At 70.9% G+C, this 24,126-nt stretch carries 21 protein-coding genes and 1 tRNA gene; 8 read left to right on the plus strand and 14 right to left on the minus strand.

Annotation, left to right across the window (positions count from 1 at the left end; genetic code table 11):
* The first annotated feature begins 16 nt into the window (after nt 1-16).
* The gene (locus ACFU3E_RS06075; protein WP_384152724.1) at nt 17-1,084 is read left to right on the plus strand and encodes a M23 family metallopeptidase; all 1,068 of its coding nucleotides are present in this window, start codon (nt 17-19) and stop codon (nt 1,082-1,084) included.
* A 20-nt stretch (nt 1,085-1,104) separates the two neighbouring features.
* On the opposite strand, the gene ACFU3E_RS06080 is transcribed toward ACFU3E_RS06075, so the two are convergent.
* The 4 genes from ACFU3E_RS06080 to ACFU3E_RS06095 all read right to left on the minus strand — a co-directional run bounded on the left by ACFU3E_RS06080 (nt 1,105) and on the right by ACFU3E_RS06095 (nt 5,909).
* The gene (locus ACFU3E_RS06080) at nt 1,105-1,974 is read right to left on the minus strand and encodes an HAD hydrolase family protein (RefSeq protein ID WP_384152727.1); all 870 of its coding nucleotides are present in this window, start codon (nt 1,972-1,974) and stop codon (nt 1,105-1,107) included.
* A gap of 194 nt (nt 1,975-2,168) precedes the next feature.
* A complete protein-coding gene (locus ACFU3E_RS06085) occupies nt 2,169-3,071 on the minus strand; it encodes an LLM class flavin-dependent oxidoreductase (RefSeq protein WP_384152730.1) in 903 nt (300 codons plus the stop codon).
* Between the two features lie 388 nt (nt 3,072-3,459).
* Nucleotides 3,460-4,008, minus strand: coding sequence for an RNA 2'-phosphotransferase (locus ACFU3E_RS06090; RefSeq protein WP_384152733.1), 549 nt, complete (start codon nt 4,006-4,008; stop codon nt 3,460-3,462).
* A 143-nt stretch (nt 4,009-4,151) separates the two neighbouring features.
* Nucleotides 4,152-5,909, minus strand: coding sequence for an SDR family oxidoreductase (locus ACFU3E_RS06095; RefSeq protein ID WP_384152736.1), 1,758 nt, complete (start codon nt 5,907-5,909; stop codon nt 4,152-4,154).
* 169 nt (nt 5,910-6,078) lie between these two features.
* Between ACFU3E_RS06095 and ACFU3E_RS06100 the strand changes: the two genes are divergently transcribed.
* From ACFU3E_RS06100 to ACFU3E_RS06125, 6 genes are all read left to right on the plus strand, one after another.
* Nucleotides 6,079-7,047 carry an ABC transporter ATP-binding protein gene (locus ACFU3E_RS06100; protein WP_384152924.1) on the plus strand — a complete coding sequence of 323 codons (969 nt, stop codon included), beginning with the start codon at nt 6,079-6,081 and terminating at the stop codon, nt 7,045-7,047.
* Nucleotides 7,037-7,954: an ABC transporter permease gene (locus ACFU3E_RS06105; protein WP_384152739.1), complete on the plus strand. Its 918-nt coding sequence runs from the start codon at nt 7,037-7,039 to the stop codon at nt 7,952-7,954. Before ACFU3E_RS06100 ends, ACFU3E_RS06105 begins: the two co-directional genes overlap by 11 nt.
* Nucleotides 7,951-8,862, plus strand: coding sequence for an ABC transporter ATP-binding protein (locus ACFU3E_RS06110; RefSeq protein WP_384152742.1), 912 nt, complete (start codon nt 7,951-7,953; stop codon nt 8,860-8,862). Before ACFU3E_RS06105 ends, ACFU3E_RS06110 begins: the two co-directional genes overlap by 4 nt.
* A gap of 9 nt (nt 8,863-8,871) precedes the next feature.
* Entirely contained in the window at nt 8,872-9,591 is a 720-nt protein-coding gene (locus ACFU3E_RS06115; RefSeq protein ID WP_384152746.1) for an ABC transporter permease subunit, read from the plus strand.
* Nucleotides 9,592-9,692: 101 nt separating this feature from the next.
* Nucleotides 9,693-9,935 (plus strand): hypothetical protein, encoded by a 243-nt coding sequence (locus tag ACFU3E_RS06120; RefSeq protein ID WP_384152749.1) that lies wholly within the window; start codon nt 9,693-9,695, stop codon nt 9,933-9,935.
* Nucleotides 9,936-10,215: 280 nt separating this feature from the next.
* A tRNA-Ser gene (locus ACFU3E_RS06125) sits at nt 10,216-10,303 on the plus strand.
* A 37-nt stretch (nt 10,304-10,340) separates the two neighbouring features.
* On the opposite strand, the gene ACFU3E_RS06130 is transcribed toward ACFU3E_RS06125, so the two are convergent.
* From ACFU3E_RS06130 to ACFU3E_RS06170, 9 genes are all read right to left on the minus strand, one after another.
* Nucleotides 10,341-11,159: an HAD family hydrolase gene (locus ACFU3E_RS06130; RefSeq protein WP_384152752.1), complete on the minus strand. Its 819-nt coding sequence runs from the start codon at nt 11,157-11,159 to the stop codon at nt 10,341-10,343.
* Nucleotides 11,156-12,433: a serine--tRNA ligase gene (gene serS, locus ACFU3E_RS06135; RefSeq protein WP_384152755.1), complete on the minus strand. Its 1,278-nt coding sequence runs from the start codon at nt 12,431-12,433 to the stop codon at nt 11,156-11,158. Before serS ends, ACFU3E_RS06130 begins: the two co-directional genes overlap by 4 nt.
* Nucleotides 12,434-12,952: 519 nt before the next feature.
* Entirely contained in the window at nt 12,953-13,885 is a 933-nt protein-coding gene (gene pheA, locus ACFU3E_RS06140; protein ID WP_384152758.1) for a prephenate dehydratase, read from the minus strand.
* A gap of 62 nt (nt 13,886-13,947) precedes the next feature.
* Nucleotides 13,948-15,237 carry an iron uptake transporter deferrochelatase/peroxidase subunit gene (gene efeB / locus ACFU3E_RS06145; protein ID WP_384152761.1) on the minus strand — a complete coding sequence of 430 codons (1,290 nt, stop codon included), beginning with the start codon at nt 15,235-15,237 and terminating at the stop codon, nt 13,948-13,950.
* Nucleotides 15,238-15,243: 6 nt separating this feature from the next.
* Entirely contained in the window at nt 15,244-17,313 is a 2,070-nt protein-coding gene (locus ACFU3E_RS06150) for a copper resistance CopC/CopD family protein (RefSeq protein ID WP_384152764.1), read from the minus strand.
* A 13-nt stretch (nt 17,314-17,326) separates the two neighbouring features.
* Entirely contained in the window at nt 17,327-17,800 is a 474-nt protein-coding gene (locus ACFU3E_RS06155) for a copper chaperone PCu(A)C (protein WP_384152766.1), read from the minus strand.
* A complete protein-coding gene (locus ACFU3E_RS06160; protein ID WP_384152769.1) occupies nt 17,797-18,447 on the minus strand; it encodes an SCO family protein in 651 nt (216 codons plus the stop codon). The genes ACFU3E_RS06155 and ACFU3E_RS06160 overlap by 4 nt, the downstream gene beginning before the upstream one ends.
* Nucleotides 18,448-18,539: 92 nt before the next feature.
* Entirely contained in the window at nt 18,540-19,283 is a 744-nt protein-coding gene (locus ACFU3E_RS06165; RefSeq protein ID WP_384152772.1) for a YcnI family protein, read from the minus strand.
* Nucleotides 19,284-19,402: 119 nt separating this feature from the next.
* On the minus strand, nt 19,403-20,224 hold the full coding sequence (locus ACFU3E_RS06170) for a hypothetical protein (protein WP_384152774.1): 822 nt from the start codon (nt 20,222-20,224) through the stop codon (nt 19,403-19,405).
* Nucleotides 20,225-20,468: 244 nt separating this feature from the next.
* Between ACFU3E_RS06170 and ACFU3E_RS06175 the strand changes: the two genes are divergently transcribed.
* Nucleotides 20,469-20,933: an ATP-binding protein gene (locus ACFU3E_RS06175; protein WP_384152777.1), complete on the plus strand. Its 465-nt coding sequence runs from the start codon at nt 20,469-20,471 to the stop codon at nt 20,931-20,933.
* A gap of 49 nt (nt 20,934-20,982) precedes the next feature.
* Here the strand turns inward: ACFU3E_RS06175 and ACFU3E_RS06180 are convergent, their stop codons facing one another.
* Nucleotides 20,983-23,976: a glycine--tRNA ligase gene (locus ACFU3E_RS06180; protein ID WP_384152779.1), complete on the minus strand. Its 2,994-nt coding sequence runs from the start codon at nt 23,974-23,976 to the stop codon at nt 20,983-20,985.
* Nucleotides 23,977-24,126 lie beyond the last annotated feature (150 nt).

Here is a 24,126-nt window from a genome sequence, read left to right on the forward strand (position 1 = left end):
GGCGACGATCGCTGACATGCGCTCATATCGCCGTCATCGGCTGCTGGTTCCGGTCCTGCTGTGCGCGCTGGCCGTGCTCGCGGCCCGGCCGACGGCAGCGCACAAGGCACCCGGGAACGGCACGGGGACCGACGCGGACACTGGCCTCAGCGCCGAAGTGGCGCGGCTGTACGAGGAGGCCGCGGTGGCGACACAGCAGTACGAGGCCGGCCGCAAGGAGGCCGAGGAGCAGCGGGAAGAAGCCCAGCGGGCGGAGGCACTCCTGGACGCGCAGCGGCGGCACATCGCCGCCCTGCACGAGGATCTGGGCCGGATCGCCCGGGCCCAGTACCGCGGCAGCGGTGGTCTGCCGGTGGCCGCGCACATGATCCTCGCCGACAACCCCGACGGCCTGATGCGAGGTCAGCACGCTTTCTCACAGGCGGACCTCGCCGTCAACAACGCGATCGCCAAGAACCAGCGCGCCGAGGCCCGGCTCGCGGCGGACGAGGCCAGGGCCGCGGCCCAGTGGCAGGCGCTGGACAAGCGCAACACCCAACTCGCGGGTCTGAAGGCGGACATCGAGCGGAAGCTGGAGACGGCCCGCTCGGAGCTCCAGGGGCAGGCGGACGCCGCGGTCTCCGCGGGGGCGTGCCGCGGAGCCGTCCGGCTCGACCAGCCGGAGACGGGCTTCACCGCCGGCGAGTGGGTCGCGCCGGTCGAGACGTACGAGCTGTCGGCGTCCTACGGCAGCGGCGGTGAGCGCTGGTCGAACCGGCACACCGGGCAGGACTTCGCCGTGCCGATCGGCACGCCGGTGCGGGCGGTGGGTGCGGGCCGGGTGGTGAAGGTGTCCTGCGGTGGTGCCTTCGGCATGGAGATCGTGCTCAAACACGCGGGCGGCTACTACACGCAGTACGCCCATCTCGCTTCCCTCGCGGTCGACCAGGGGGAGCACGTCAGCCCCGGCCAGTGGATCGGCCAGTCGGGCACCACGGGCAACTCCACCGGGCCGCACCTGCACTTCGAGGTCCGGGTCACACCGGAGTCGGGCTCGGCCGTGAACCCGGTTCCGTGGCTGGCGGCACGCGGGGTGTCCCTCTGAGACCCCCCTGCCCCCGACGGCTACGGCAGTTCCGTCAGCAACTGCTCGATCACGACCGCCACCCCGTCCTCGTTGTTCGCGACCGTCCGGCCCGAGGCAGCGGAGATCACGTCCGGGTGCGCGTTGCCCATCGCGTACGACCGGCCCGCCCAGGTCAGCATCTCCACGTCGTTGGGCATGTCACCGAAGGCGACGACCTGCTCGTGCGAGATACCGCGTTCGGCGCAGCACAGGGCGAGGGTGCTGGCCTTCGAGACTCCCGGGCCGCTGATCTCGAGCAGGGCGCTGGGGCTGGAGCGGGTGACGTTGGCGCGCTCGCCGATGGCGAGGCGGGCCAGGGTCAGGAAGGCGTCGGGGTCGATCTCGGGGTGGTAGGCCAGGATCTTCAGCACCGGCTCCGCGGCGGCCGGGTGGTCCGGGCCCAGCAGCTCCTCGGCCGGGGCGAGGCTGTCCGGTATCTCCATGTGCAGCTTCGGGTACGCCGGCTCCTGGTAGAAGCCGTACGTCTGCTCCACCGCGTACACCGTGCCCGGCGCCGCGTCTCGCAGCAGCTGTACGGCGTCCAGGGCGTTCCCCCGTGCCAGCTCCCGCACCTTCACGAACCGGTGGGCACCCGGGCCGCCGTGCAGGTCGACCACGGCGGCGCCGTTGCCGCAGATGGCCAGACCGTGGCCGTGCACGTGGTCGCTGACGACGTCCATCCAGCGGGCCGGGCGGCCCGTGACGAAGAAGACCTCGACGCCCGCCTCCTCGGCGGCGGCCAGCGCGGCGACCGTACGCGGGGACACCGACTTGTCGTCGCGCAGCAGGGTGCCGTCGAGGTCGGTGGCGATCAGCCGCGGCGGGAGGGTCTCGGCCGCGGTCTCGGGCTGTCGGGTCGCTGAGGTCACCCGGACATTGTCCCGCACACACCTGCACGGGCGTGCGGGGCTCCGCACAGGTGAGTGGATACCGCCCTCACCAGGGCCCCTCACCAGGGCCCCTCACCAGGGCCCCTCACCAGGGCCCCTCACCAGGGGCCCGTAGCCGGGAGCCCTGTCGAGGGAGCCCCTCACCAGAGGCTCCTCGGCACATCCGCCCGTGCTCAGTGCAGCTGCGCCGGCGCCTCCATCGCGATCTGCTCGAAGACCTTCTCCTCCGCCGCGAACGGCGAGTCGGGGATCGGCCAGTGGACCACGATCTCGGTGAAGCCCAGCTCCGCATGGCGTCCGGCGAAGTCCACGAACGCGTTCAGGGACCGGAGCGGGCCGCCCCGGTCCGGCGTGAAGCCGGTGAGCAGGACCCGGTCGAGGCCGGACATGTCCCGGCCGACCTCGGCGCAGATGTCGTCGAGCTTCTCCGCCTGCCCGCGAATGGCCTGAATCGACTGTTCGGACGTGCCGTTCTCGTACAGCTTGGGGTCGCCGGTGGTGACCCAGGCCTGCCCGTACCGGGCGGCGAGCCGCATCCCGCGCGGCCCGGTCGCCGCCACCGCGAACGGCAGCCGGGGGCGCTGCACACAGCCGGGGATGTTCCGGGCCTCGTGGGCGGAGTAGAAGTCGCCCTCGTACGACACGGAGTCCTCGCTGAGCAGCCGGTCGAGCAGCGGGACGAACTCGGCGAGGCGGTCGGCCCGCTCGCGCGGTGTCCACGGTTCCTGGCCGAGCGCGGTGGCGTCGAAGCCGGAGCCGCCCGCGCCGATGCCCAGTGTGATCCGCCCACCGGAGATGTCGTCGAGAGAGATCAGCTCCTTGGCCAGGGTCACCGGGTGCCGGAAGTTCGGCGAGGTCACGAGGGTGCCCAGCCGCAGCCGTTCGGTGACGGCCGCGGCGGCGGTCAGGGTCGGGACGGCGCCGAACCACGGCCCGTCCCGGAAGGTTCGCCACGACAGGTGGTCGTAGGTGTACGCGGTGTGGAACCCGAGCTGCTCGGCCCGCTGCCACGTGTCACGACCGCCCTCGTGCCAGCGGAGGTAGGGCAGGATCACGGTGCTCAGACGCAGGCTCATGCGTCGAGCGTAAGGGCTCTCGTCGGATGGTCCCGCCTCGCTGAACTGCGACGCCACCTTCGGGTGGGAACGCCCGGCCGATGAGCGATCAGCCCAGACTGATGTCTCCGTGATCGGTGACGGACTCAGCGCGCTAAGCGGAGGGACCGTGGTCAGGAATGGGCTGGGGACGGCCCGGTTGCGCGGCGACCGTGTCCGGCTCATCGGTATCTGAGCGGGCAACCGCGCTCTTCAGCCATGGGGAGTGTCCAGGCCGCGCGGTCGCCTTCGTGCCGACGGTGGTACGGGAGGGTCACGGTGCTCGGACGCGGACTCATGGCGTCGAGCCCGGGGGGCACCCGTGTTTCACGTGAAACAGCCGTCGTGAGCGTCTGGTCGCACCAGCAGGTCAGCGCGACCCGGGAAAGCGCAGGTAGCGCGGCGGTACAGCCGGGATCAGCCACACTCCGTTCGCGCTGACGTGGAAGACATGGCCGTCGGCGTGCATGGCGGCCGCGTCGACTCCCAGCACGACCGGCCGCCCTCGGCGGGCTCCGACGCGGGTCGCCGTCTCGCGGTCGGCGGAGAGGTGCACGGCGTGCCGGTTCATCGGCCGGAGGCCCTCGTCCTGGATCGCGTCCAGATTGCGGGCGACAGTGCCGTGGTAGAGGTGTGCGGGCGGGGTCGCCGTGGGCAGCCCGAGGTCCACCCCGACGCTGTGGCCCTGGCTGGCGCGGATCCGGGTGCCCTCGACGGCGAAACGCCGCTTGTCGTTGGCGGCGACGACATGGTCCAGTTCGTCCCGGGTGAACCGGAAGCCGTGCGTGGCGGCCGCGGCGATCAACGTGTCGATCTCGGCCCAGCCGGCCTCGTCGAGCGTGAGCCCGATGCGTTCCGGCTGGTGACGCAGATGCTTCGACAGGTACTTCGACACCTTCACGGTGCGTCTTTCGTCCATGCCCTCAGAGTGCGGGAGAGACGTGAATCACGCGATCGAGTTTCACTTCCCAGGTTTGATCCACAACCAAGTGGTGTTATCCACAGAGAGAATGGGCGTCTCTGTGGACAACTAGCCTTGCTGGAGCGGACTTTGGTGGCCCGTCACACCGGTGGCTTCACCCGCGCGATGCCCCGCAGTGCCCCCGGCGCCCACCGCGACAGCCACCGCGCACCCCGCGCCTCCGGCGTGACCGGAACCACCGCCTCGTTGCGCGTCACGGCCCGCAGGATCGCCCGAGCCACCTTTTCCGGCGGGTAGTTGCGCAGACCGTACAGACGGGCGGCGCGCTTCTGCAGCAGCTTCTCCTCCCGGGTGTCGACCCCCGCGAAGTGCGCCGTCGACGTGATGGCCGTGTTGACGAACCCGGGGCAGACCGCCGTCACGCCGATCCCCTGCCCGGCCAGCTCCGCCCGCAGGCACTCGCTGAGCATCAGCACGGCCGCCTTGGAGGTGCTGTACGCGGGCAGCGCCCGGGACGGCAGGTAGGCCGCGGCCGACGCCACGTTGACGATGTGGCCGCCCTGCCCGCGCTCGGCCATCCGCCGGCCGAGGAGCCGGCAGCCGTGGATGACACCCCACAGGTTGACGTCGAGGACCTTCTTCCAGTCCTCCGGCGTGGTGTCGAAGAAGGAACCGGACAGTCCGATCCCGGCGTTGTTCACGAGGACGTCCACCACTCCGTACTCGGTGGTGACCTTCTCGGCGAGCTTCTCCATGGCCTGCTCGTCGGAGACGTCGACCGTCTCCGCCCAGGCCTCGGGGGCGCCCAGCAGGCGGGACGACTCGGCGGTGCGGGCCGCAGCCTCCGCGTTCCGGTCGACGGCCACCACGCGCGCCCCGGCCCCGGCGAAGGCGAGCGCCGTCGCCCGCCCGATACCGCTGCCCGCCCCGGTGACCAGCACGAGCTGCCCGCCGAACCGCTCGGCGTGCGCGCCGCTCACCGCCACCGGAGACCGTCCGCTCCCGACCGACATCACGAATTCCTCGATCCATGAGGCCAGTCGGTCAGGACGGGTCCGCGGGACCCAGTGCCCCGCCCGGATCGTCCTGCGGGTCAACTGCGGAACCCACTGGTCCAGTTCGTTGTGGAGCCGCTCCGAGAGGAACCGGTCCTCCAGGGGCGTGATGATCTGCACGGGCGCGTGGGCGTGCGCGTCCGGGCGTGGCCTGCGCAGCCGGGGCCGGACGTTGTCCCGGTACAGCCAGGCCCCGTGCGCAGCGTCCGACGGCAGGGACGAGGTGGGGTAGTCGCCCCGGGGCACCTTCTCGACCCGCTCCAGCACCCGTGGCCAGCGCTTGCCGAGCGGGCCGCGCCAGGCCAGCTCGGGCAGCACGGGAGTGTGCAGCAGGTAGACGTACCAGGACCGGGCGCCCTGCCCGAGAAGCTGGCCGGCCCGGCGCGGGGTCGGCCGCTTCACGCGCCGGCCGATCCAGTGGCCGTAGTGGTCGAGGGACGGCCCGGACATCGAGGTGAAGGACGCGATGCGTCCCTCGGTGCGCCTCACGGTGGTGAACTCCCAGCCCTGCACCGAGCCCCAGTCGTGCCCGACGAGGTGCACCGGCGCGTCCGGACTCACCGCGTCCGCGACGGCCAGGAAGTCGTCCGTCAGCTTCTCCAGCGTGAACCCGCCCCGCAGCGGCCGCGGCGCCGTCGACCGCCCGTGGCCGCGGACGTCGTACGCCACCACGTGGAAGTGCCCGGCGAGCCGCTCGGCGACCTCGGACCACACCTCTTTGCTGTCGGGGTAGCCGTGCACCAGGACGACCGTCGGCCGCTCCGGATCACCCAGCTCGGCCACGCACAGCTCGACTTCGCCGGTCCGCACCCTGCGCTCCCGCGCACCCGTGAGCAACGTCATCCGGCGAATCTGGCAGTTGTTAGAGAGTTCGTCAACAGGGAGCTTCCCCGTCGTGGTAACCCTCGAGAACCAGCTCCCCTAGGGGCCCGTAATACTCAGGGCTGACCCGAAGACAGCTCTGCGGAGTGATGACCACCACGCGCACGGCCCCTACCTTCAAAGGGTGACTGTGATCGCGACCGAAAGCCTGAGCAAGCGGTTCCCCCGGGTGACCGCGCTTGACCGGCTCTCCGTGGACGTCGGGCCCGGTGTGACCGGACTCGTCGGAGCCAACGGAGCCGGCAAGTCCACACTGATCAAGATCCTGCTGGGTCTGTCCCCCGCCACCGAGGGCCGCGCCGAAGTGCTCGGTCTCGACGTCGCCACCAAGGGCGCCGCCATCCGCGAGCGGGTCGGCTACATGCCCGAGCACGACTGCCTGCCGCCCGACGTCTCGGCCACCGAGTTCGTCGTCCACATGGCGCGCATGTCCGGCCTGCCGCCCGCGGCCGCGCGCGAGCGCACCGCCGACACCCTGCGCCACGTCGGCTTGTACGAGGAGCGCTATCGCCCCATCGGCGGCTACTCGACCGGCATGAAGCAGCGCGTCAAGCTCGCGCAGGCCCTCGTCCACGACCCGCAGCTGGTCTTCCTGGACGAGCCGACCAACGGCCTCGACCCGGTCGGCCGCGACGAGATGCTCGGCCTGATCCGCCGCATCCACACCGACTTCGGCATCTCGGTCCTGGTCACCTCCCACCTGCTGGGCGAACTCGAGCGCACCTGTGACCACGTCATCGTCGTCGACGGCGGCAAGCTCCTGCGCTCCAGCTCCACCACGGACTTCACGCAGATCACCACCACCCTCGCGATCGAGGTCACCGACACCGACGAGCACCCGGACGGTACCCGCGCGGTCCGCGAGGCGCTGCACGCGCGCGGGGTGAGTGCCGAGGACGGCAGCGGCCTGCCGGGCGCCGGGCACGTCCTGCTGCTCACCGCTCAGGGCGAGGAGACGTACGACCTGGTCCGGGACGTGATCGCGGACCTCGGACTCGGCCTGGTGCGCATGGAGCAGCGCCGGCACCACATCTCCGAGGTCTTCACCAGCAGCGACGAGCGCGAGCAGCGGAAGGAGGCGGTCGGCCATGGCGGTTGAGCACGCCACGGGGACACCCGCCCCGGCACCGGGTGACCAGACCCGCATCCACAACATCGGCTACCGCAACTACGACGGGCCGCGCCTCGGCCGCGCCTACGCCCGACGCTCCCTGTACTCGCAGTCCCTGCGCGGCTCCTACGGCCTCGGCCGCTCGGTGAAGTCCAAGGTGCTGCCGATGCTGCTCTTCGTGGTGATGTGCGTGCCCGCGGCCATCATGGTCGCCGTCGCGGTCGCCACCAAGGCCAGTGCCCTGCCCCTGGACTACACGCGCTACGCGATCGTCATGCAGGCGGTCATCAGCCTGTACGTCGCCTCGCAGGCACCCCAGTCCGTCTCACGGGACCTGCGCTTCAAGACCGTTCCGCTGTACTTCTCGCGGCCCATCGAGACCGCCGACTACGTCCGCGCCAAGTTCGCGGCGCTGGCCTCGGCGCTGTTCGTCCTCACGGCCGCTCCCCTGCTCGTGCTCTACGTGGGCGCGCTGCTGGCCAAGCTCGACTTCGCCGACCAGACCAAGGGATTCGCTCAAGGACTCGTCTCCGTGGCACTGCTCTCACTGCTCTTCGCCGGCATCGGCCTGGTCATCGCGTCCTTCACCCCGCGCCGCGGCTTCGGCATCGCCGCCGTGATCGCCGTGCTGACCATCACCTACGGCGCGGTCTCCACCCTGCAGGCCATCGCCGACGCCCAGGGCAGCGGCGACGCCGTGCCGTGGATCGGGCTGTTCTCGCCGATCACGATCATCGACGGTGTGCAGTCCGCGTTCCTGGGCGCGACCTCCGCCTCCCCCAGCGGGGTGGGCCCGGACAACGCCGAGGGCGTCGTCTACGTCCTCGTCGCACTCGGCCTGATCGCGGCGAGCTACGGCCTCCTGATGCGCCGCTACAAGAAGGTGGGCCTGTGACCACGCTCAACATCGACCACGTCTCCCGCTGGTTCGGCAACGTGGTCGCCGTCAACGACATCACCATGACCATCGGCCCCGGCGTCACCGGCCTGCTCGGCCCGAACGGCGCCGGAAAGTCCACCCTCATCAACATGATGGGCGGCTTCCTGGCACCCTCCACCGGCACGGTCACCCTCGACGGCCAGGCCGTGTGGCGCAACGAGCAGATCTACCAGCACATCGGCGTCGTCCCCGAGCGGGAGGCGATGTACGACTTCCTCACCGGCAGGGAATTCGTCCTGGCCAACGCCGAGCTGCACGGTCTGGGCGCCAAGGCGGCCCAGAAGGCCCTGGCCACGGTCGAGATGGAGCACGCGCAGGACCGCAAGATCCAGACGTACTCCAAGGGCATGCGCCAGCGCGTGAAGATGGCGAGCGCCCTCGTCCACGACCCCTCGCTGCTGCTGCTCGACGAGCCCTTCAACGGCATGGACCCGCGCCAGCGCATGCAGCTGATGGACCTGCTGCGCCGCATGGGCGACGAGGGCCGCACGGTGCTGTTCTCGTCCCACATCCTCGAAGAGGTCGAGCAACTCGCCTGGCACATCGAGGTCGTCGTCGCCGGCCGGCACGCCGCCAGCGGTGACTTCCGGAAGATCCGCCGCCTGATGACCGACCGGCCGCACCGCTACCTGGTGCGTTCCAGCGACGACCGCGCCCTCGCGGCCGCGCTGATCGCCGACCCGTCGACGGCCGGCATCGAGGTCGACCTCGCCGAGGGCGCGCTGCGCGTCCAGGCCGTCGACTTCGGCCGCTTCACGGCCCTGCTGCCGCGGGTGGCCAGGGACCACGGCATCCGGCTGCTCACGGTCTCGCCGTCCGACGAGTCCCTCGAGTCCGTCTTCTCGTACCTCGTCGCGGCGTAGGAGGCCCTGATGTACGACCCCACAGTCGCCCGGCTCACCTACCGGGCCCTGCTCGGCCGGCGCCGGGCCCTCATCCTGGGCGCTCTGCCCCTGCTGCTGATCGTGATCGCCGTGGCGGTGCGCGGCCTGGCCGGGGCGGACGACCAGACGGCGTCCGACCTGCTGGGCGGACTCGCCCTCGCCACGATGGTGCCGATCATCGGCGTCATCGCCGGAACGGGCGCGATCGGCCCGGAGATCGACGACGGCTCGGTGGTCTACCTGCTGTCCAAACCGATCAAGCGGCCGTCCATCATCTTCACCAAGCTGATCGTCGCGATCGCGGTGACCATGGTGTTCTCCGCGGTGCCGACGCTCATCGCCGGATTCGTCCTGAACGGCAACGGACAGCAGGTCGCCGTCGCCTACACCGTGGCCGCACTGGTCGCGTCCATCGCGTACGCGGCACTGTTCCTGCTGCTGGGTACGGTCTCCCGGCACGCGGTGGTGTTCGGTCTCGTCTACGCGCTGGTCTGGGAGGCCCTGTTCGGCTCCCTGGTGCCGGGGGCGCGCACGCTGAGCGTCCAGCAGTGGTCGCTGGCGGTGGCCCAGAAGGTGTCCGGTGGGGACCTGGTCTCCTCGGACGTGGGCCTGACCACGGCGACGGTCCTGCTGGTGGCCGTCACGGTGCTGGCCACCTGGTTCGCCGGACAGAAGCTGCGCTCCCTGACACTCGCCGGCGAGGAGTGACGTGCCCCGGCCTTGACGGAGGCTTCACCTCTGCCAGGGCACACTGGGCGGACGGACTGTAAGGAAACACAACGGGAGTTGGACGGCTGGGAGGGGCGGCGATGGCGGGCGAGAGGGCTCAGTACGACGACCGCGGAGACGAAACCCGGGGCGACCTCGACGGTGTCGTACTGGACGAGGACTTCATACGCTCCGCCGGGGCCTCCGAGCCGTCCGCCCGTGCCCGGATGCTCGCCGCGAAGTGGCGCCGCGAGGAACCGGAGCCGCAGCCCTGGCGCTCCGACGAGCCGCCCGCGGGCTGGTTCTTCAGCAAGGCCCGGCGGCGCAGGTGGCGCAGGAAGTAGCCGGACCGCCGCCGGTCGGACCGCCGATTTAATCGGTGGCGTCCCCATCGCCCTGAGGGCAGAGTGGTTGTCGTCACGGCCGGGCCAGGAGCCCGGCGCCACGGTCTGGGAGAGGAGCGGGACGATGTCCATGCACGGCAGTACGTCCAGCTCCCTTCAGGGCAGCCCGCGGCGGGATCCGGAGTAGTCACTACCCTCCGTGGAACCCGCCCCACACGGGGAGCTGCCCGGGGCGGCCGCTTCGAGCACGCGAGTCGCACATCGCGTGGGTCGCCCACCCGGAGGATTGGCCGAGTGGTAAGGCACTGGCTTGCTAAGCCAAGGTCGGGCCTGAAAAGCCCGCGCACGTTCGATTCGTGCATCCTCCGCCGAGCACCATCCCGCGACGGGCGACAGGCCCGACGCTCAGCCCAGCAAGCGCTCCAGCACCACCGCGATGCCGTCCTCGTCGTGAGAGGACGTCACCTCGTCGGCCACCGCCTTCAGTTCCTCGTGGGCGTCCGCCATGGCGACGCCGTAGGAAGCCCAGGCGAACATCGGTATGTCGTTGGGCATGTCCCCGAAGGCGATCGTGTCGGCCGCCTTCATACCGAGCCGGCGGGCCGCCAGGGACAGGCCCGTCGCCTTGGACAGGCCCAGGGGGAGGAGCTCGACGATGCCCTCACCCGCCATCGTGACGGTGACGAAACCGCCGGCGGTCCGCGTCGCCGCCTCGCAGAGCTCGTCGTCGGTCAGCGTCGGGTGCTGGATGTACAGCTTGTTCAGGGGCGCCGACCACAGATCCGACGCGTCCGTGAAGGGCGTGGCAGGCAGGGTGCCCTGGACCGCGTAGCCCGGGCCGACCAGCACCGCGCCGTCGAGGCCGTCGCGGCTCGCCGCCAGGTACAGCGGGCCGACCTCCGCCTCGATCTTGGCCAGCGCCACCCCGGCCAGCTGCCGGTCCAGCGTCACCGACGTCAGCAGGCGGTGCGCGCCGGCGTCGTAGACCTGCGCGCCCTGGCCGCAGACCGCCAGGCCCTGGTAGCCGAGTTCGTCGAGGATGTGCCGGGTCCACGGAACCGCGCGGCCGGTGACGACGATGTGCGCGGCGCCCGCCGCGGTGGCCGCGGCGAGCGCGTCACGGGTGCGCGGCGACACCGTCTCGTCGGAGCGCAGCAGCGTCCCGTCGAGATCGGTGGCGACGAGCCGGTACGGGAAGCCGCCCGGGGAAGCCGTGTCGCTCACTTGGCCACCGGCTCCAGGACCTCCCGGCCGCCCAGGTACGGGCGCAGCACCTCGGGCACGCGCACCGAACCGTCGGCCTGCTGGTGGTTCTCCAGGATCGCCACGATCGTGCGCGGGACGGCGCACAGCGTGCCGTTGAGCGTGGCGAGCGGGCGGACCTGCTTGCCCTCACGGACACGGATCGACAGGCGGCGGGACTGGAACTCGGTGCAGTCCGAGGTCGAGGTCAGCTCGCGGTACTTGCCCTGGGTCGGGATCCACGCCTCGCAGTCGAACTTGCGGGAGGCCGAGGAGCCCAGGTCGGCGCTCGCCACGTCGATCACGCGGTACGGCAGCTCCAGCGAGGTCAGCCACTGCTTCTCCCATTCCAGCAGGCGCTGGTGCTCGGCCTGCGAGTCCTCGGGAGCGACGTAGGAGAACATCTCGACCTTGTCGAACTGGTGCACGCGGAAGATGCCCCGGGTGTCCTTGCCGTGCGAGCCGGCCTCGCGGCGGAAGCAGGGCGAGAAGCCCGCGTAGCGCAGGGGGAGGCGGTCGGCGTCGAGGATCTCGTCCATGTGGTACGCCGCGAGCGGCACCTCGGACGTGCCGACCAGGTAGAGGTCGTCGTCGGCGAGGTGGTAGACGTCCTGCGCGGCCTGGCCGAGGAAGCCCGTGCCCGCCATCGACTGGGGGCGGACCAGCGCCGGGGTCAGCATCGGGGTGAAGCCGGCCGCGGTGGCCTGCGCCATCGCCGCGTTCACCAGGGCGAGCTCCAGGAGTGCGCCCACGCCCGTCAGGAAGTAGAAGCGCGAACCGGAGACCTTCGCGCCGCGCTCGACGTCGATCGCGCCGAGGATCTGGCCGAGCGCCAGGTGGTCCTTGGGCTCGAAGCCCTCTGCGGTGAAGTCGCGGATCGTGCCGTGCGTCTCGAGGGTGACGAAGTCCTCTTCGCCGCCCACGGGCACGTCCGGGTGGACGAGGTTGCCGAGCCTCTGGAGCAGCTCCTGGGTCTCGGTCGCCGCCGCGTCGCGGTCCGCGTCGGCCGCCTTGACGTCGGCGGCGAGCTGGCTCGCCTTCTTCAGCAGCTCGGCCTTCTCGTCCCCGCTCGCCTTGGGGATGAGCTTGCCGAGTGCCTTCTGCTCGGCGCGCAGCTCGTCGAAGCGGACGCCGGACGACCTGCGCCGCTCGTCGGCAGACAGGAGGGAGTCGACGAGCGCGACGTCCTCTCCACGGGCGCGCTGCGACGCACGCACACGGTCGGGGTCCTCACGGAGCAGGCGAAGGTCAATCACGCGCTCAAGGCTACCGGTGTGGGCTGACCGCCCACGACTCACTATGACCGCCGCGGCATACATACCGTTATGTGCGAATGACGTGCGGTGTCAATGAAGCGGCCCGTCGTCCCTGGCGCGAGGCATCCGAAGGGCGCCGAGTTGACGTGAATCCCTTGCGGGGAGCGGAACTTGGGCGTGAGTTGTCCACAGGGATCCACGCGCCCAGAAAAGTTATCCACAGGCTGTGTGGAAGATCTGTGGACTCCGGAATTGATCACTCCGGAAGGCTCGATCACCCCCACGAATTCCCCGCGCAAACCCGCTTTACCCTCACTTTCGAGTAGAAAGAGGTCACCCCGAAGAGTTACGCAAGGGGAAACAGTGGACGAAGGGTGACCTGCCCGTCGATGGACGCATCGGGGGTCCGTAGGGTGATTTGTCGACTGACTCATGGTTCGTTGTCGACTTGTCCCCAGGTCGAGAAGCGGACCTGTGGATAACTTCTGTGGACAACGAATATCAGCAGGTACGACGGGCCTAGAAACGGCCGTCCTGGCACCGCGCGACCCAGTCCGCCGCCCCCGCGAACTCCTCGTCGGAGGTCCCCAGCCGTGGCGGCTGCACATCCCCCGGCTGCATGTCCGCACGCGGGTAGGAGCCGAGGTAGCGCACCTGGAGGCAGATCCGCTTCAGGCCCATCAGGGCGTCGGCCACCCGGCGGTCGGAGATGTGGCCCTCGGCGTCGATGCAGAAGCAGTAGTTGCCGATGCCCGCACCGGTGGGCCGGGACTGGAGCAGCATCAGGTTGATACCGCGGGTGGCGAACTCGCCGAGCAGGTCGCGCAGGCCGCCGGGGTGGTCGTCGCGCTGCCACAGCACGATCGACGTCTTGTCCGCGCCGGTCGGCGCCGCGGGCCGGGCGGGCCGGCCGACCAGGACGAACCGCGTCTGGGCGTTCTCCGCGTCGTGGATCCCGGTCTCCAGGGCCTCCAGGCCGTAGCGGGCAGCCGCGAACTCACCGGCGAAGGCGGCGTCGTACTGGCCCTCCTGGACCAACCGGGCGGCATCCGCGTTCGAGGCGGCCGACTCCCAGTGCGCGTCCGGGAGGTGCTTCTTCAGCCAGTTGCGCACCTGCGGCTGCGCGGCCGGGTGGGCGGAGACGGTCTTGATGTCCGACAGCTTCGTGCCGGGGCGGACCAGCAGTGCGAAGGTGATCGACAGCAGCACCTCGCGATAGATCATCAGCGGAGCGCCGGCGACCAGCTCGTCGAGGGTGGTGGTGATGCCGCCCTCGACGGAGTTCTCGATCGGCACGAACGCGGCTTCGGCCTCGCCGGCCCGTACCGCGTCGAGCGCGGACTGGACGGACACGTACGGGATCAGCTCCCGGGTGGCGGCCTCGGGAAGCGTGCGCAGGGCGACTTCGGTGAAGGTGCCCTCGGGGCCGAGATACGCATAGCTCGCTGGCATGACCTCACCCTAATGGGCCCACGGAAGCGCTATCCCCCACAAGCCCGCACAGGGATGAAGTCTCACCCCTCCAGCAACTTCTGCCCCACGTATTCGCCCTCCGCGGCCCCGCCCGGCACCGCGAACAGCCCGCTCGACTCGTGCCGGATGAACTGTGACAGGGCGTCGCCCCGGTCGAGCTTGCGCTGCACCGGCACGAAGCCGCGCAGCGGGTCGGCCTGCCAGCAGATGAAGAGCAGCCCCGCGTCGGGCACCCCGTCGGTGCCGATGCCGTCGTGGAAGGAGAACGGGCGGCGGAGCATCGCCGCGCCGCCGTTCTGGTCGGGCCGTGTGATGCGGGCGTGTGCGTTGATCGGGACGACCAGGTTGCCCTTGGCGTCGGTCTTCTCCAGGTCCATCGCGGTCGTCTCCGTGCCCCCGGACAGCGCCGCCCCGTCGGACTTGCGGCGCCCGATCACGTCCTCCTGAGCTTTGACGGAGAGCTTCTCCCAGTCGTCGAGGAGCATGCGGATCCGGCGTACGACGGCGTAGGAGCCGTTCGCCATCCAGGCCGGTTCGCCCTTCTCGGGGACGAAGATGCGCTGGTCGAAGTCGGTTTCGCTCGGCTTCGGATTGCGGGTGCCGTCGATCTGGCCCATCAGGTTGCGGGCGGTCATGGGATGGGAGGTGGCGCCCGGTGAGCGGTTGAAGCCGTTCATCTGCCACCGCACCCCGGCGGCCCGGCCCGCGTCCTTCTGGATCGCGCGCAGGGCGTGGAAGGCGACCAGGGCGTCGTTGGCGCCGATCTGCACCCAGAGGTCGCCGTTGCTGCGGTTCTTGTCGAGGTGGTCGGAGGAGAACTCGGGCAGCGGGTCCAGGGCGGTGGGACGTTGCTTCTCCAGGCCCGTTCTGGCGAAGAAGCTGTGACCGAAGCCGAAGGTGATCGTCAGTGACGAGGGTCCGGCGTCGCGGGCCACGTCGGTGTCGCCGTGGGCACTCGGCTCGCCCGCCATCAGCCGCCGTGCCGTCTCCGACCAGCGACGGAGCAGGGCGGCGGCCTCCTTGCGTCCGGCTCCGGCCGACAGGTCGAAGGCGACGACGTGGCCGCGTGCCTGGAGGCCGTCGGTGATGCCGGGCTGATGTTTCCCGTGAAACATCGCCCGGTCCGTGCCGAGCGAGGTGAGGGGAGCGGCGGCCTCGGAGGGAGCGGCGGCGTATCCCACGGCGGCGCCCGTCGTGCCGAGGACGAGACCGGTGGCACCGGCGGTGCCGAGCAGCCGCCGTCGTGAGATGCCCTCGTGGACGGGGGCCGCTTCGCTCTCCCCTGTGGTGACCTCGGAGGTGCGGGCTTTCGGAAGGAACTGGTCAGGCATGGTCTTTCAGCCGATCTGCGCGTTCTTGGTGACGGTCACCTCGTCGATGTCGGAGGTCCGCACGGTCACGTCGACCTGCCAGTCGCCGGCCATGGGGATCTGCACTCCGTTCGCCGACCAGTGTCCGGTAGCGATGTGGTCGGGGACGACGGGCAGGGGCCCGATGTCCTTGGCTTCGAGGGTGAACTCGACCTTCACCTCGGGGATGTCGAAGGCCCGGCCGTTGGGCCGCTCCACGTAGACGTGCATCTCGTTGTCGCCGACGCGTGCGGGGTCGATGTCGATGGTGACGATGCCCTTGCCGTCCTCGCCGCCGGTGTCGAACGGCATGTTCAGGGTCAGCGCCCCGGAGGCGCCCGTGTCGGTGGAGGGGGATGCGGAGGACGAGGTGGCCGCCTTGGCCTCCTGCTCGGTGCGTCCCGGCTCGGTCTGCGTCAGTACGGTGGTGACGGCGAGCAGCACGACCGCGATGCCGGCCTCGGCCAGGACGGAGCGCCGCAGCCCGAAGAGGTTCGGGTCCGCGTCCCGCATCCGCTTCTGCCGTGCGGCGTCCCGGGCGGCCTGCTGCCGGGCGAGCTGCGCGGCACGTTCGGCGTCGGCGGGCTCGGAGTCGGACTGCCGCTCGTCGGGGTCTGGGCCGGTGCCGGTGTCACTGCCGCCATCACCGTCACTTTCGCCCTCACCGGAGTCGTCCCCCGGGCCGGTGGCAGTGGCGTCCACGTCCCCGGCGGCATCCGCCCCCGCGCCGACCCGCTCCTTCTCCCGTACCGCCGATGCCTCCACCGGGACCGTCTCCGCGAGCCGTCCCGTCCACCGGCGCGAGATCCACGCGACGCCGACCAGGACGGCCACGAGGGCGATCTTGGCCAGGAGGAGCTGGCCGTAGCGGGTGCCGGTGAAGGCCGACCAGGAGCCGAGCTGGCGCCAGGACTGGTACGTCCCGGTCGCGATCAGGGCGAGGACGCTGCCGAAGGCGACCTGGGAGAAGCGGCGTACGGCCGGGGCGTCGACGGGCGTGTCGGCGGGGGCGCGGTACAGGGCGGCCAGCAGCGCGCCCAGTCCGCCGAGCCAGGCGGCCACGGCCAGCAGATGGAGCACGTCCACCGGCATGGCGATGCCCGCCTGGAGGCCGACCGAGGCGTGCTCGGACATCGCCCAGCTCGCCGCGAGCCCGGCCGCCACGACGACGCCGCCGATCGAGAGCCCGAAGGTGAGGTCCCGCTTCTCCTGGGCGTCCTCACTTGGATCAGGCTGTCGGCGCGTAGCGCCGCCGTTCAGGGTGGTGGTGGGAGACGGGCGGGCATAGGCCCCGAACAGCACGGCGATGAACAGGGCCGCCGCGGCGAGCAGCAGCAGCCGGGACACCAGGGCCGCGCCGGTCTTGGTCTGGAGCACCTGTCCGAGCAGGGACAGGTCGAAGATGTCGGTGACCTTCCCGGAACCGGTGAAGGAGCCGCGCAGGAGCAGGAGGGCGAGGGTCGCCGCGGTCAGCGCGACCCACCCGGAGACGACGAACCGCTGCACCGGCCGCACCCCGGCACCGCGCCGCCAGCAGGCGAGCACGAAGGCGGCGCCACCGGCCATCACGATGAACCCGGTGTACGAGACGTATCGCCCGAAGCCGTACAGCCAGCCCACGACCCCGTCGTCGGCCGACTGCCCGGCAACCGACACGGACGTCTTGGAGGGGGCGCCGATGGAGAACGTGTAGGCGCCGGCGACGGGATGGCTGTCCGCCGAGACGACCTGGTAGGCCACGGTGTACGTGCCGTCGGGCAGGCCCGGGTGCAGGGGCACGGCGTACGTCGTGCCGCTGACGTTGGCCGGTTTGCCCGTGTCGACGCGCTTGCCGTCGGGGTCGAGCACGCGCAGCGAGTCGTCGGACAGCGCGACCTGCTCGGAGAAGGTGAGCGAGATCCGGGCCGGGGCCTTGTCGACCACCGCCCCCTGCCCGGGGTCGCTGCCGGTCACAGCGGCGTGCGCGGAGGCCGGGCCGGCCCCGGCCAGGAGTGCGCAGGCCGCGGCCAGGAGCAGCAGCACCAGTGTCCGGACGCGGGGGGCGATGGTCTGCGTCACAGTGGTCCCTCCCTCAGTGTCCGGTCTTCGGGGTGTAGGTCGCAGGCTTCACCGGCATCTCGACCTTCACGGGGCCGGAGTGGGCGAAGTGCAGCTCGACGGAGACCGTCTGACCTTCCTTCGGCTTGCGCTTGAGCTGTTCGAACATCAGGTGGTCGGCGCCGCTCTTCAGCTCCAGCCGCCCGCCCGCGGGGACTTTCAGGCTCTTGACCTCCTGCATCGCCCCGTCGACGGTCTGGTGCACGGTGACCTGCCCGGCGATGTCGCTGGTGACCGAGGTCAGCGCGTCGGCGGCACCGCCCTTGTTGGTGACGGTGAGGAAGCCGGCCGCCATGTCGTCGGACACCGGCTGCGGCATGTACGCGGAGCCGACGGAGAGTTCCGCCTTCCCCGAGTCGCTCTCATCGCTGGAGTCCGAGCCGCCGCAGCCCGCCAGGGCCAGTGCTCCGGCTATGACGAGGGCCGCTGGGCCGAGCCGTCGCCTCACGGCTTCTCCCCCTTGACGATCTTGGGAAGGTCCTTGATGTAGTCGTCGACGCTCGCGTCCTCGCCGTAGAGCACATAGCCGCCGTCGGTCTTCGGGGAGAACGCGATCACCTGGGTGCCGTGCTCGGAGACGCGCTTGCCGTTCTTGTCCTTCCGCGTCGGCTCGATGGAGATGCCGAGGGTGCGTGCGCCGGCCTGGATGGTCGCGAAGTCGCCGGTGAGGCCGACGAACCGGGTGTCGATGCCCTTGAGCCACTTGCCGAGTTCGGCCGAGGTGTCGCGCTGGGGATCGGTGGTGACGAACACCACGCGCAGCTCGTCCTGCTCGGCCTTGGGCAGCTGCTTCTTGGCGACGGCGATGTTGTTCATCGTCAGTGGGCAGACGTCGGGGCAGTGGGTGTAGCCGAAGTAGATCAGCGTGGGCTTGCCCGCGGTCTCCTTGCGGAGGTCGTACTTCTTGCCGTGCGTGTCGGTGAGGACCAGGTCCGGCTTCTCGAACGGCTTGTCGAGGACGGTGGCGGCCTTGTCGGCACCGGCCTCCTCCGACACCACGGCGACGGGCTTGTTGCTGTCGCCGTTGCCGCAGGCGGTCAGGGTCAGGGAGGCGGCGGCGAGCAGTGCGGCCGCGGCGAAGGTCTTGGTGCGCATAGAAAAATGTCCCAGATGTCGGTGACCCGGCGCGCACCGGGGTGTCCCGCCCCGAGGCGGGGATCCGGTGCGCGCCGTCAACGGAAGCAGGCTCAGGCGCTGGTGCGCCGACGCCCGGCGAGCACGCCGTAGGCGACACCCGCCGCGCCGACCACGATGCCGACGATGCCCAGGACGCGGGCGGTGGTGTCGGTGTCGTCGGAGGAGGCGGAGTCGGAGGCGGCGGTGTCGGCGGAGGCCTTCTCGGCCGACTTGGCGTCGGAGTCCTCGTCGGCCGCCGAGCCGTGGTGCCCGTCCTCGGAGGCCGCGGACAGCTCCAGCACCGGGGCCGGGTTGTCAGGCTCCTCCTGACCCTTCTGCGGCACCTCGATCCAGCGGACGACCTCCTTGTTGGAGTACGTCTGCAGGGCCTTGAAGACCAGCTCGTCGGTGTCCTCGGGCAGCTGGCCGACGGAGAGCGGGAACTTCTCGAAGTACCCGGGCTCGATCCCCTTGCCGTCGGCGGTCCAGGTGACCTTGGTGACGGCCTCGGTGATCTTCTTGCCGTGCATCTCCAGCGGCTTGTCCAGCTCGGACGTGGTGACCTGGACCTTCCAGCCGGGCATGGGCTCCGGCATGACGGAGGCCAGCGGGTGGTCGGTGGGGAAGTTGATCTCGAGCTTGGTGGTCGAGGCGTCGTCACGCTCGTTCGGAACCTTGAAGTTCACGACCGCGTAGCCGCCCTTGGCGGCCGTGCCCTCGGGCTGCACGCTGACGTGCGCGAAAGCGGGGGTGGACAGGGCGAGAACGGTGACACCGGCGGCGGCACCGGCCGCGACGATACGGGAAGCCTTCATGGAAGGAGCACTCCGCTGTGAGTCGGTCTGGATGTGGAAGGAGGGGTGCGCGCACACGTGCGTGCCGCACGACGGCGGCCCCTCTTCCGCGGGAGCGGAGTGGTGGTGGTCGCGTCGCGTCAGGCGGCGAGAACGAGTGCGGCCGCGGAAGCCGTGGTGGCCGGCGGGCCGCGCCGGATCACCGTGTGCTGGAGCGCCATGGTGCGGGGCATCGGGGGCGCGGGGCGCGCGGCGTGCGCCGGGTGCGGGCGGGCCTCCGGGGCTCCCGGGAGTCCGGCGCGCAGGGCGCGTACCAGCGAGAGAGCAGCGCGCAGTGAGCGCACGAGCGCCCCCTCGGCGACTCCCTGCGCCGACAGTTCGGTGAGCCGCAGGAGGGCCAGGTCGCCGTGGCGCAGCAGCCAGCCGGCGGCGAGCGCCGCGAGGACGTGACCGAGCAGCATCGGCAGGGACGGCCACAGGGAGGCCTGCGCCCCGGCCACGGCATCCGCGGGCAGATGCGTGTGCGCCCCCGTGGACGGCTGGATCCGGGCTTCGGTGAGGATCCTGTGGGCCTGCGCCGGACTGATCGCCGCCGCCGTCGTGCCGCACACGAACCGCGCGGCCTGCTGGATCAGCGCGGCGTCGCTCCCGCCCGCGGGCACCGAGGACGTGACGGCGGCCGTACCGTGCTGGCCGAGGCCGAACAGCGTGTGCAGCACCGTCTGGCCGACCGCGAGCAGCGCCGTGATCCCCGCCAGCGAGCGAACGCGCCCGGCGAGCGGAGCCGCCACCAGGGCCGCCCCGAGGAACCCGGCGCCCAGCGTCCACAGCGGAATGGCGTCGCAGGAGGCGAGCGCGTGACCTGCCCCGGCCAGCACGACGCAGACCGCGGCGAACACCGCGGCCCGCAGGATCCGGAGTGTGTGTCCGGAGCGCGTCGCGCGCGTGTGGGGGGCAGACATGGCGGGCTCATCATCGCACTGGATCCGCAGGCCCCGTGCGGCAGGTCCACAAGATGCCGTACGACCGGAACGTCACGCTCTGGTCCCGCGCGCCCTCGGATGCGCCTGTGCCTGCCCCTACATACACCGATCAGGACCAGCGCGCATCCGCCGTATGGGCGGCATCACGTCAACTTCACGCTTACACCCGGGCACTCAGGGCAATACGTAACGGTATGTCGAGCCGCAGCCAGGAGGCTGGAGCATGAGCATCTGGTGGTCACTCCATCTGCGGCGCGAAGCTGCGAGCGTGCCGCTCGCCCGCCGCCTGCTGATCGGCACGATGGAGACCGCGGGCGTCGACCCGGACATCTCCTACGACCTCTCCGTCGCCCTCAGCGAGGCGTGCGCGAACGCCGTGGAGCACGGCGGGGACACGGGGCGCGGTCCCGGTTCGGAGGCCTACCGGGTCACCGCGTACCTCGACGGCGAGAAGTGCCGGATCGAGGTCGCCGACGCGGGTCCGGGGTTCCCCGCGGCCTCTGCCGGACGGTCCCGCCCGCCGATCCGTCCCGCGCACTCCGACGCGGAGAACGGCAGGGGACTGTGTCTCATCGAGGAGCTCGCCGACCACGTCCACATCGGCAACAAGCCGGGCCGGGGCGGAGCCGTGGTGAGCTTCGACAAGGTTCTGAAGTGGCGCTCCGACGCACCGCTGATGGCGGTCTGACCCTCGTGGGTCGGTGTTTCACGTGAAACACCGACCGTGACCGGCCGCCCTACAGCGCGCCCCAGTCCAGCGTCGTACGCGCCAGCCCCGCCACCTCCGTCAGCAGCGCCAGCCGCGCTGCCCGGACCGCCGGGTCGGGGTCCATCACCAGCACCTCGTCGAAGAAGGCGCCGATCGCGGCAACCAGCGGGGCGGAGACCTCGATCAGCGCACCTAGATCGTCCTCCCGCCCCTGCAACGCCTGTCGTACGGCCTGCGCGCTCTCGGCGAGACGCAGTTCGGCGGGCGCGGTCAGCAGGGACACGTCCGCCGCCTCGACACCGCCCTCGGGCAGGATGCGCACCACCCGCTGGAAAGCGGCGGCGAGGGCCTCGAACGCCTCGCTGCCGACATGCCGCTCCAGTGCGGCCAGCGTGCGATCGCCATGGGCGGGCCGGTCGGCCCACACCAGGACGGCCTGGACGAGCCGGTGTTCGTGCCCCGCGTCCGTGAGTTGCTGCTCATAGCGCCTGGTGATGAGCTCGGCTGCCTCGGCGACCCGCTCGGCGGGGACCTCGACGCCCTGCGCGGCGTACCGTACGGCCGCCGCGCGCAGCCCTTCGCTCACCCGCACCCCGGCCACCGCGGGCAGGCTCCGCAATACGTTGAGCAGCCCGATCGCGGCTCTGCGCACGCCGTACGGGTCGGAACTCCCGGTCGGCGCGGCGCCGATCAGGAACATGCCCGTCACCAGGTCGAACCGGTCGGCCAGGGACAGTACGGCCCCCGCGTCCCCGGCCGGCAGGGCGCCACCGGCGGAGCGGGGCAGCTCCATTTCGGCAAGCGCCCGGGCGACCTCGGCGGACTCGCCGGCCCGGCGGGCATACTCCTCCGCCATGACCCCGGCCAGCCCCGAGAACTCGATCACCATCTGCGACGCCAGATCGAACTTGGCCAGCGCACCGGCCCGCCGCACGACCTCCACCGACTCCTTCGGAAGCCCGGCCCGTCCGGCCAGGTCCTGGGCGAGGGAGGCGAGCCGGACGGCCCGGTCGGCAACCGTACCGAGCCGGTCCTCGAAGGTCAGCTTGTCCAGCCGCCGCCGGAACTCCTCCGGCGCCACCTTCAGGTCCGCCCGCCAGAAGAACGCGGCGTCCTCGTAACGGGCTCGCAGCACCGCCTCGTTGCCCGCCCGCACCACGTCGTCGTCGCACAGGGCGTTGGCGAAGGTCACGAAGTGCGGCATGAGCCGCTCGCCGTCCAGCACCGGCAGATAGCGCTGGTGCTTGCGCATCACGGTGGTCAGAACGCTCGCGGGCAGTTCGAGGTAGCGCTCGTCGAACGACCCCCGCACGGCGTACGGGAACTCCAGGATGTCGGTGATCTCGTCGATCAGCCCGGTCTGGCCCTCCACGTCGATGCGCCCGCCCACCTCGGCGGCGGCCTCCAGGGCACCGCGCACGACCGCGCCGCGCCGGGCCTCGCGGTCGAGCAGGATGCCGTGCATGTGCAGGAAGTGCGGATAGCCCTCGGCGGAGGTCACCCGGACCTCCGGGTAGGGAGCCTGTCGCTGCACCCGCGTCGTGTCGCCGGACGACAGCGAGGAGACCACCACGGGCAGGGGAGTACGGCCCAGCAGCGCGAGCAGCCAGCGCACGGGGCGCGAGAACGACAGCCCGGGATCGCTCCAGCGCATGTTGCGCCCGGCCCGCAGCCCGGAGACGACGTCAGCCAGCAGCTCGCTGAGCACCTCGACGGCCGGGCGCCCCTCTTCGTGCCGGGTGACCGCCACGTACTCGACCCCGTTGGCCTCGACGACCCGCACGTCGGCCGGTTCGGCGCCCTGGCTGCGCGCGAAGCCGAGGAGCGCGGGAGTGGGCGCGCCGTCCTTGTAGGCGGCGGCGACCTTGGGCCCGCGCACCGTCCGCATGGTGTCCCGCTCGCGCGGCTGCACCCCGTCGACGGTGATCACGATCCGGCGTGGCGTGGCCATCACGGTGATCGCGCCGTGCCCCAGCCGGGTCGCGGCGAGCTTGGCGGTGACCGACTCGCGCACCGCTTCGGTGGTGGCGGGGACGTCGGCGTAGGGCAGTTCCTCCACGCCGATCTCGAACAGCAGCGTCTCGACGCCGGGCACCTTGGGCAGCATGGCCCGCTCGGCCGGAGCGGGCCATGCTGCCAGTCCGAGCGGATGCTCCAGCGCGGCCCGCCGCCGTTCCCACAGCTTGGCCGTCTCGTGCGTCAGGCCGCGCATCAGCGAGAAGGCCTTGGCCCGCTCGGTGGTGCTGATCGCGCCGCGCGCGTCAAGCACGTTGAAGGTGTGACTGCACTTGAGCACGTACGTGTACGCCGGGACCGGCAGCTCCAGATCCAGCAGGCGCCTGGCCTCGGCGGCGTACGACTCGAACAGCCGGTGGTTGGTGTCGATGTCGGCGTCGTCGAGGTAGTAGCGACTCATCTCGTACTCGTTCTGCCCGAACACCTCGCCGTACGTGATGCCCGGCGCGTAGGCGATGTCCTTGAAGTGGGACACGCCCTGAAGGTTCATCAGGATGCGTTCGAGGCCGTACGTGATCTCCACCGACACCGGGTCCAGGGCGACGCCGCCGACCTGCTGGAAGTAGGTGAACTGGGTGATCTCCATGCCGTCCAGCCAGACCTCCCAGCCCAGCCCCCAGGCGCCGAGCGCGGGCGAGGCCCAGTTGTCCTCGACGAACCGCACGTCGTGCGCGTTCAGGTCGACACCCAGGGCGCGGAGACTGCCCAGATACAGCTCCTGCGGGTTGCCCGGGTCGGGCTTGAGGATCACCTGGAACTGGGTGTGGGTCTGGAGCCGGTTGGGGTTCTCGCCGTAGCGCGAGTCGTCCGGCCGCACGCTCGGCTCCACGTAGGCGACGCTCCACGGCTCGGGGCCGAGTACCCGCAGTGCCGTGGCCGGGTTGGCCGTACCGGCTCCGACCTCGGTGTTCAGCGGCTGCGTGATCATGCAGCCGTTGTCGCTCCAGTACTTCTGCAGGGTGAGGATGGCGTCCTGCATGGTCAGCGCCGTCTGAACGTTCTTCATGATGATGATCGCGCCTGTTCCCCGAGTCGGACCGGCAAGGTCGGCCATGATCTCACACGTCAACTACCGCTGACCTGCTGTTTCTTGACCGACCGGTCGGACGCTCCGCTCCCTGCCGGTTCACATGACGCCCACAGCCGGGCCTCATGC

This window comes from Streptomyces sp. NPDC057424, from assembly GCF_042803315.1.
Classification (GTDB): domain Bacteria; phylum Actinomycetota; class Actinomycetes; order Streptomycetales; family Streptomycetaceae; genus Streptomyces.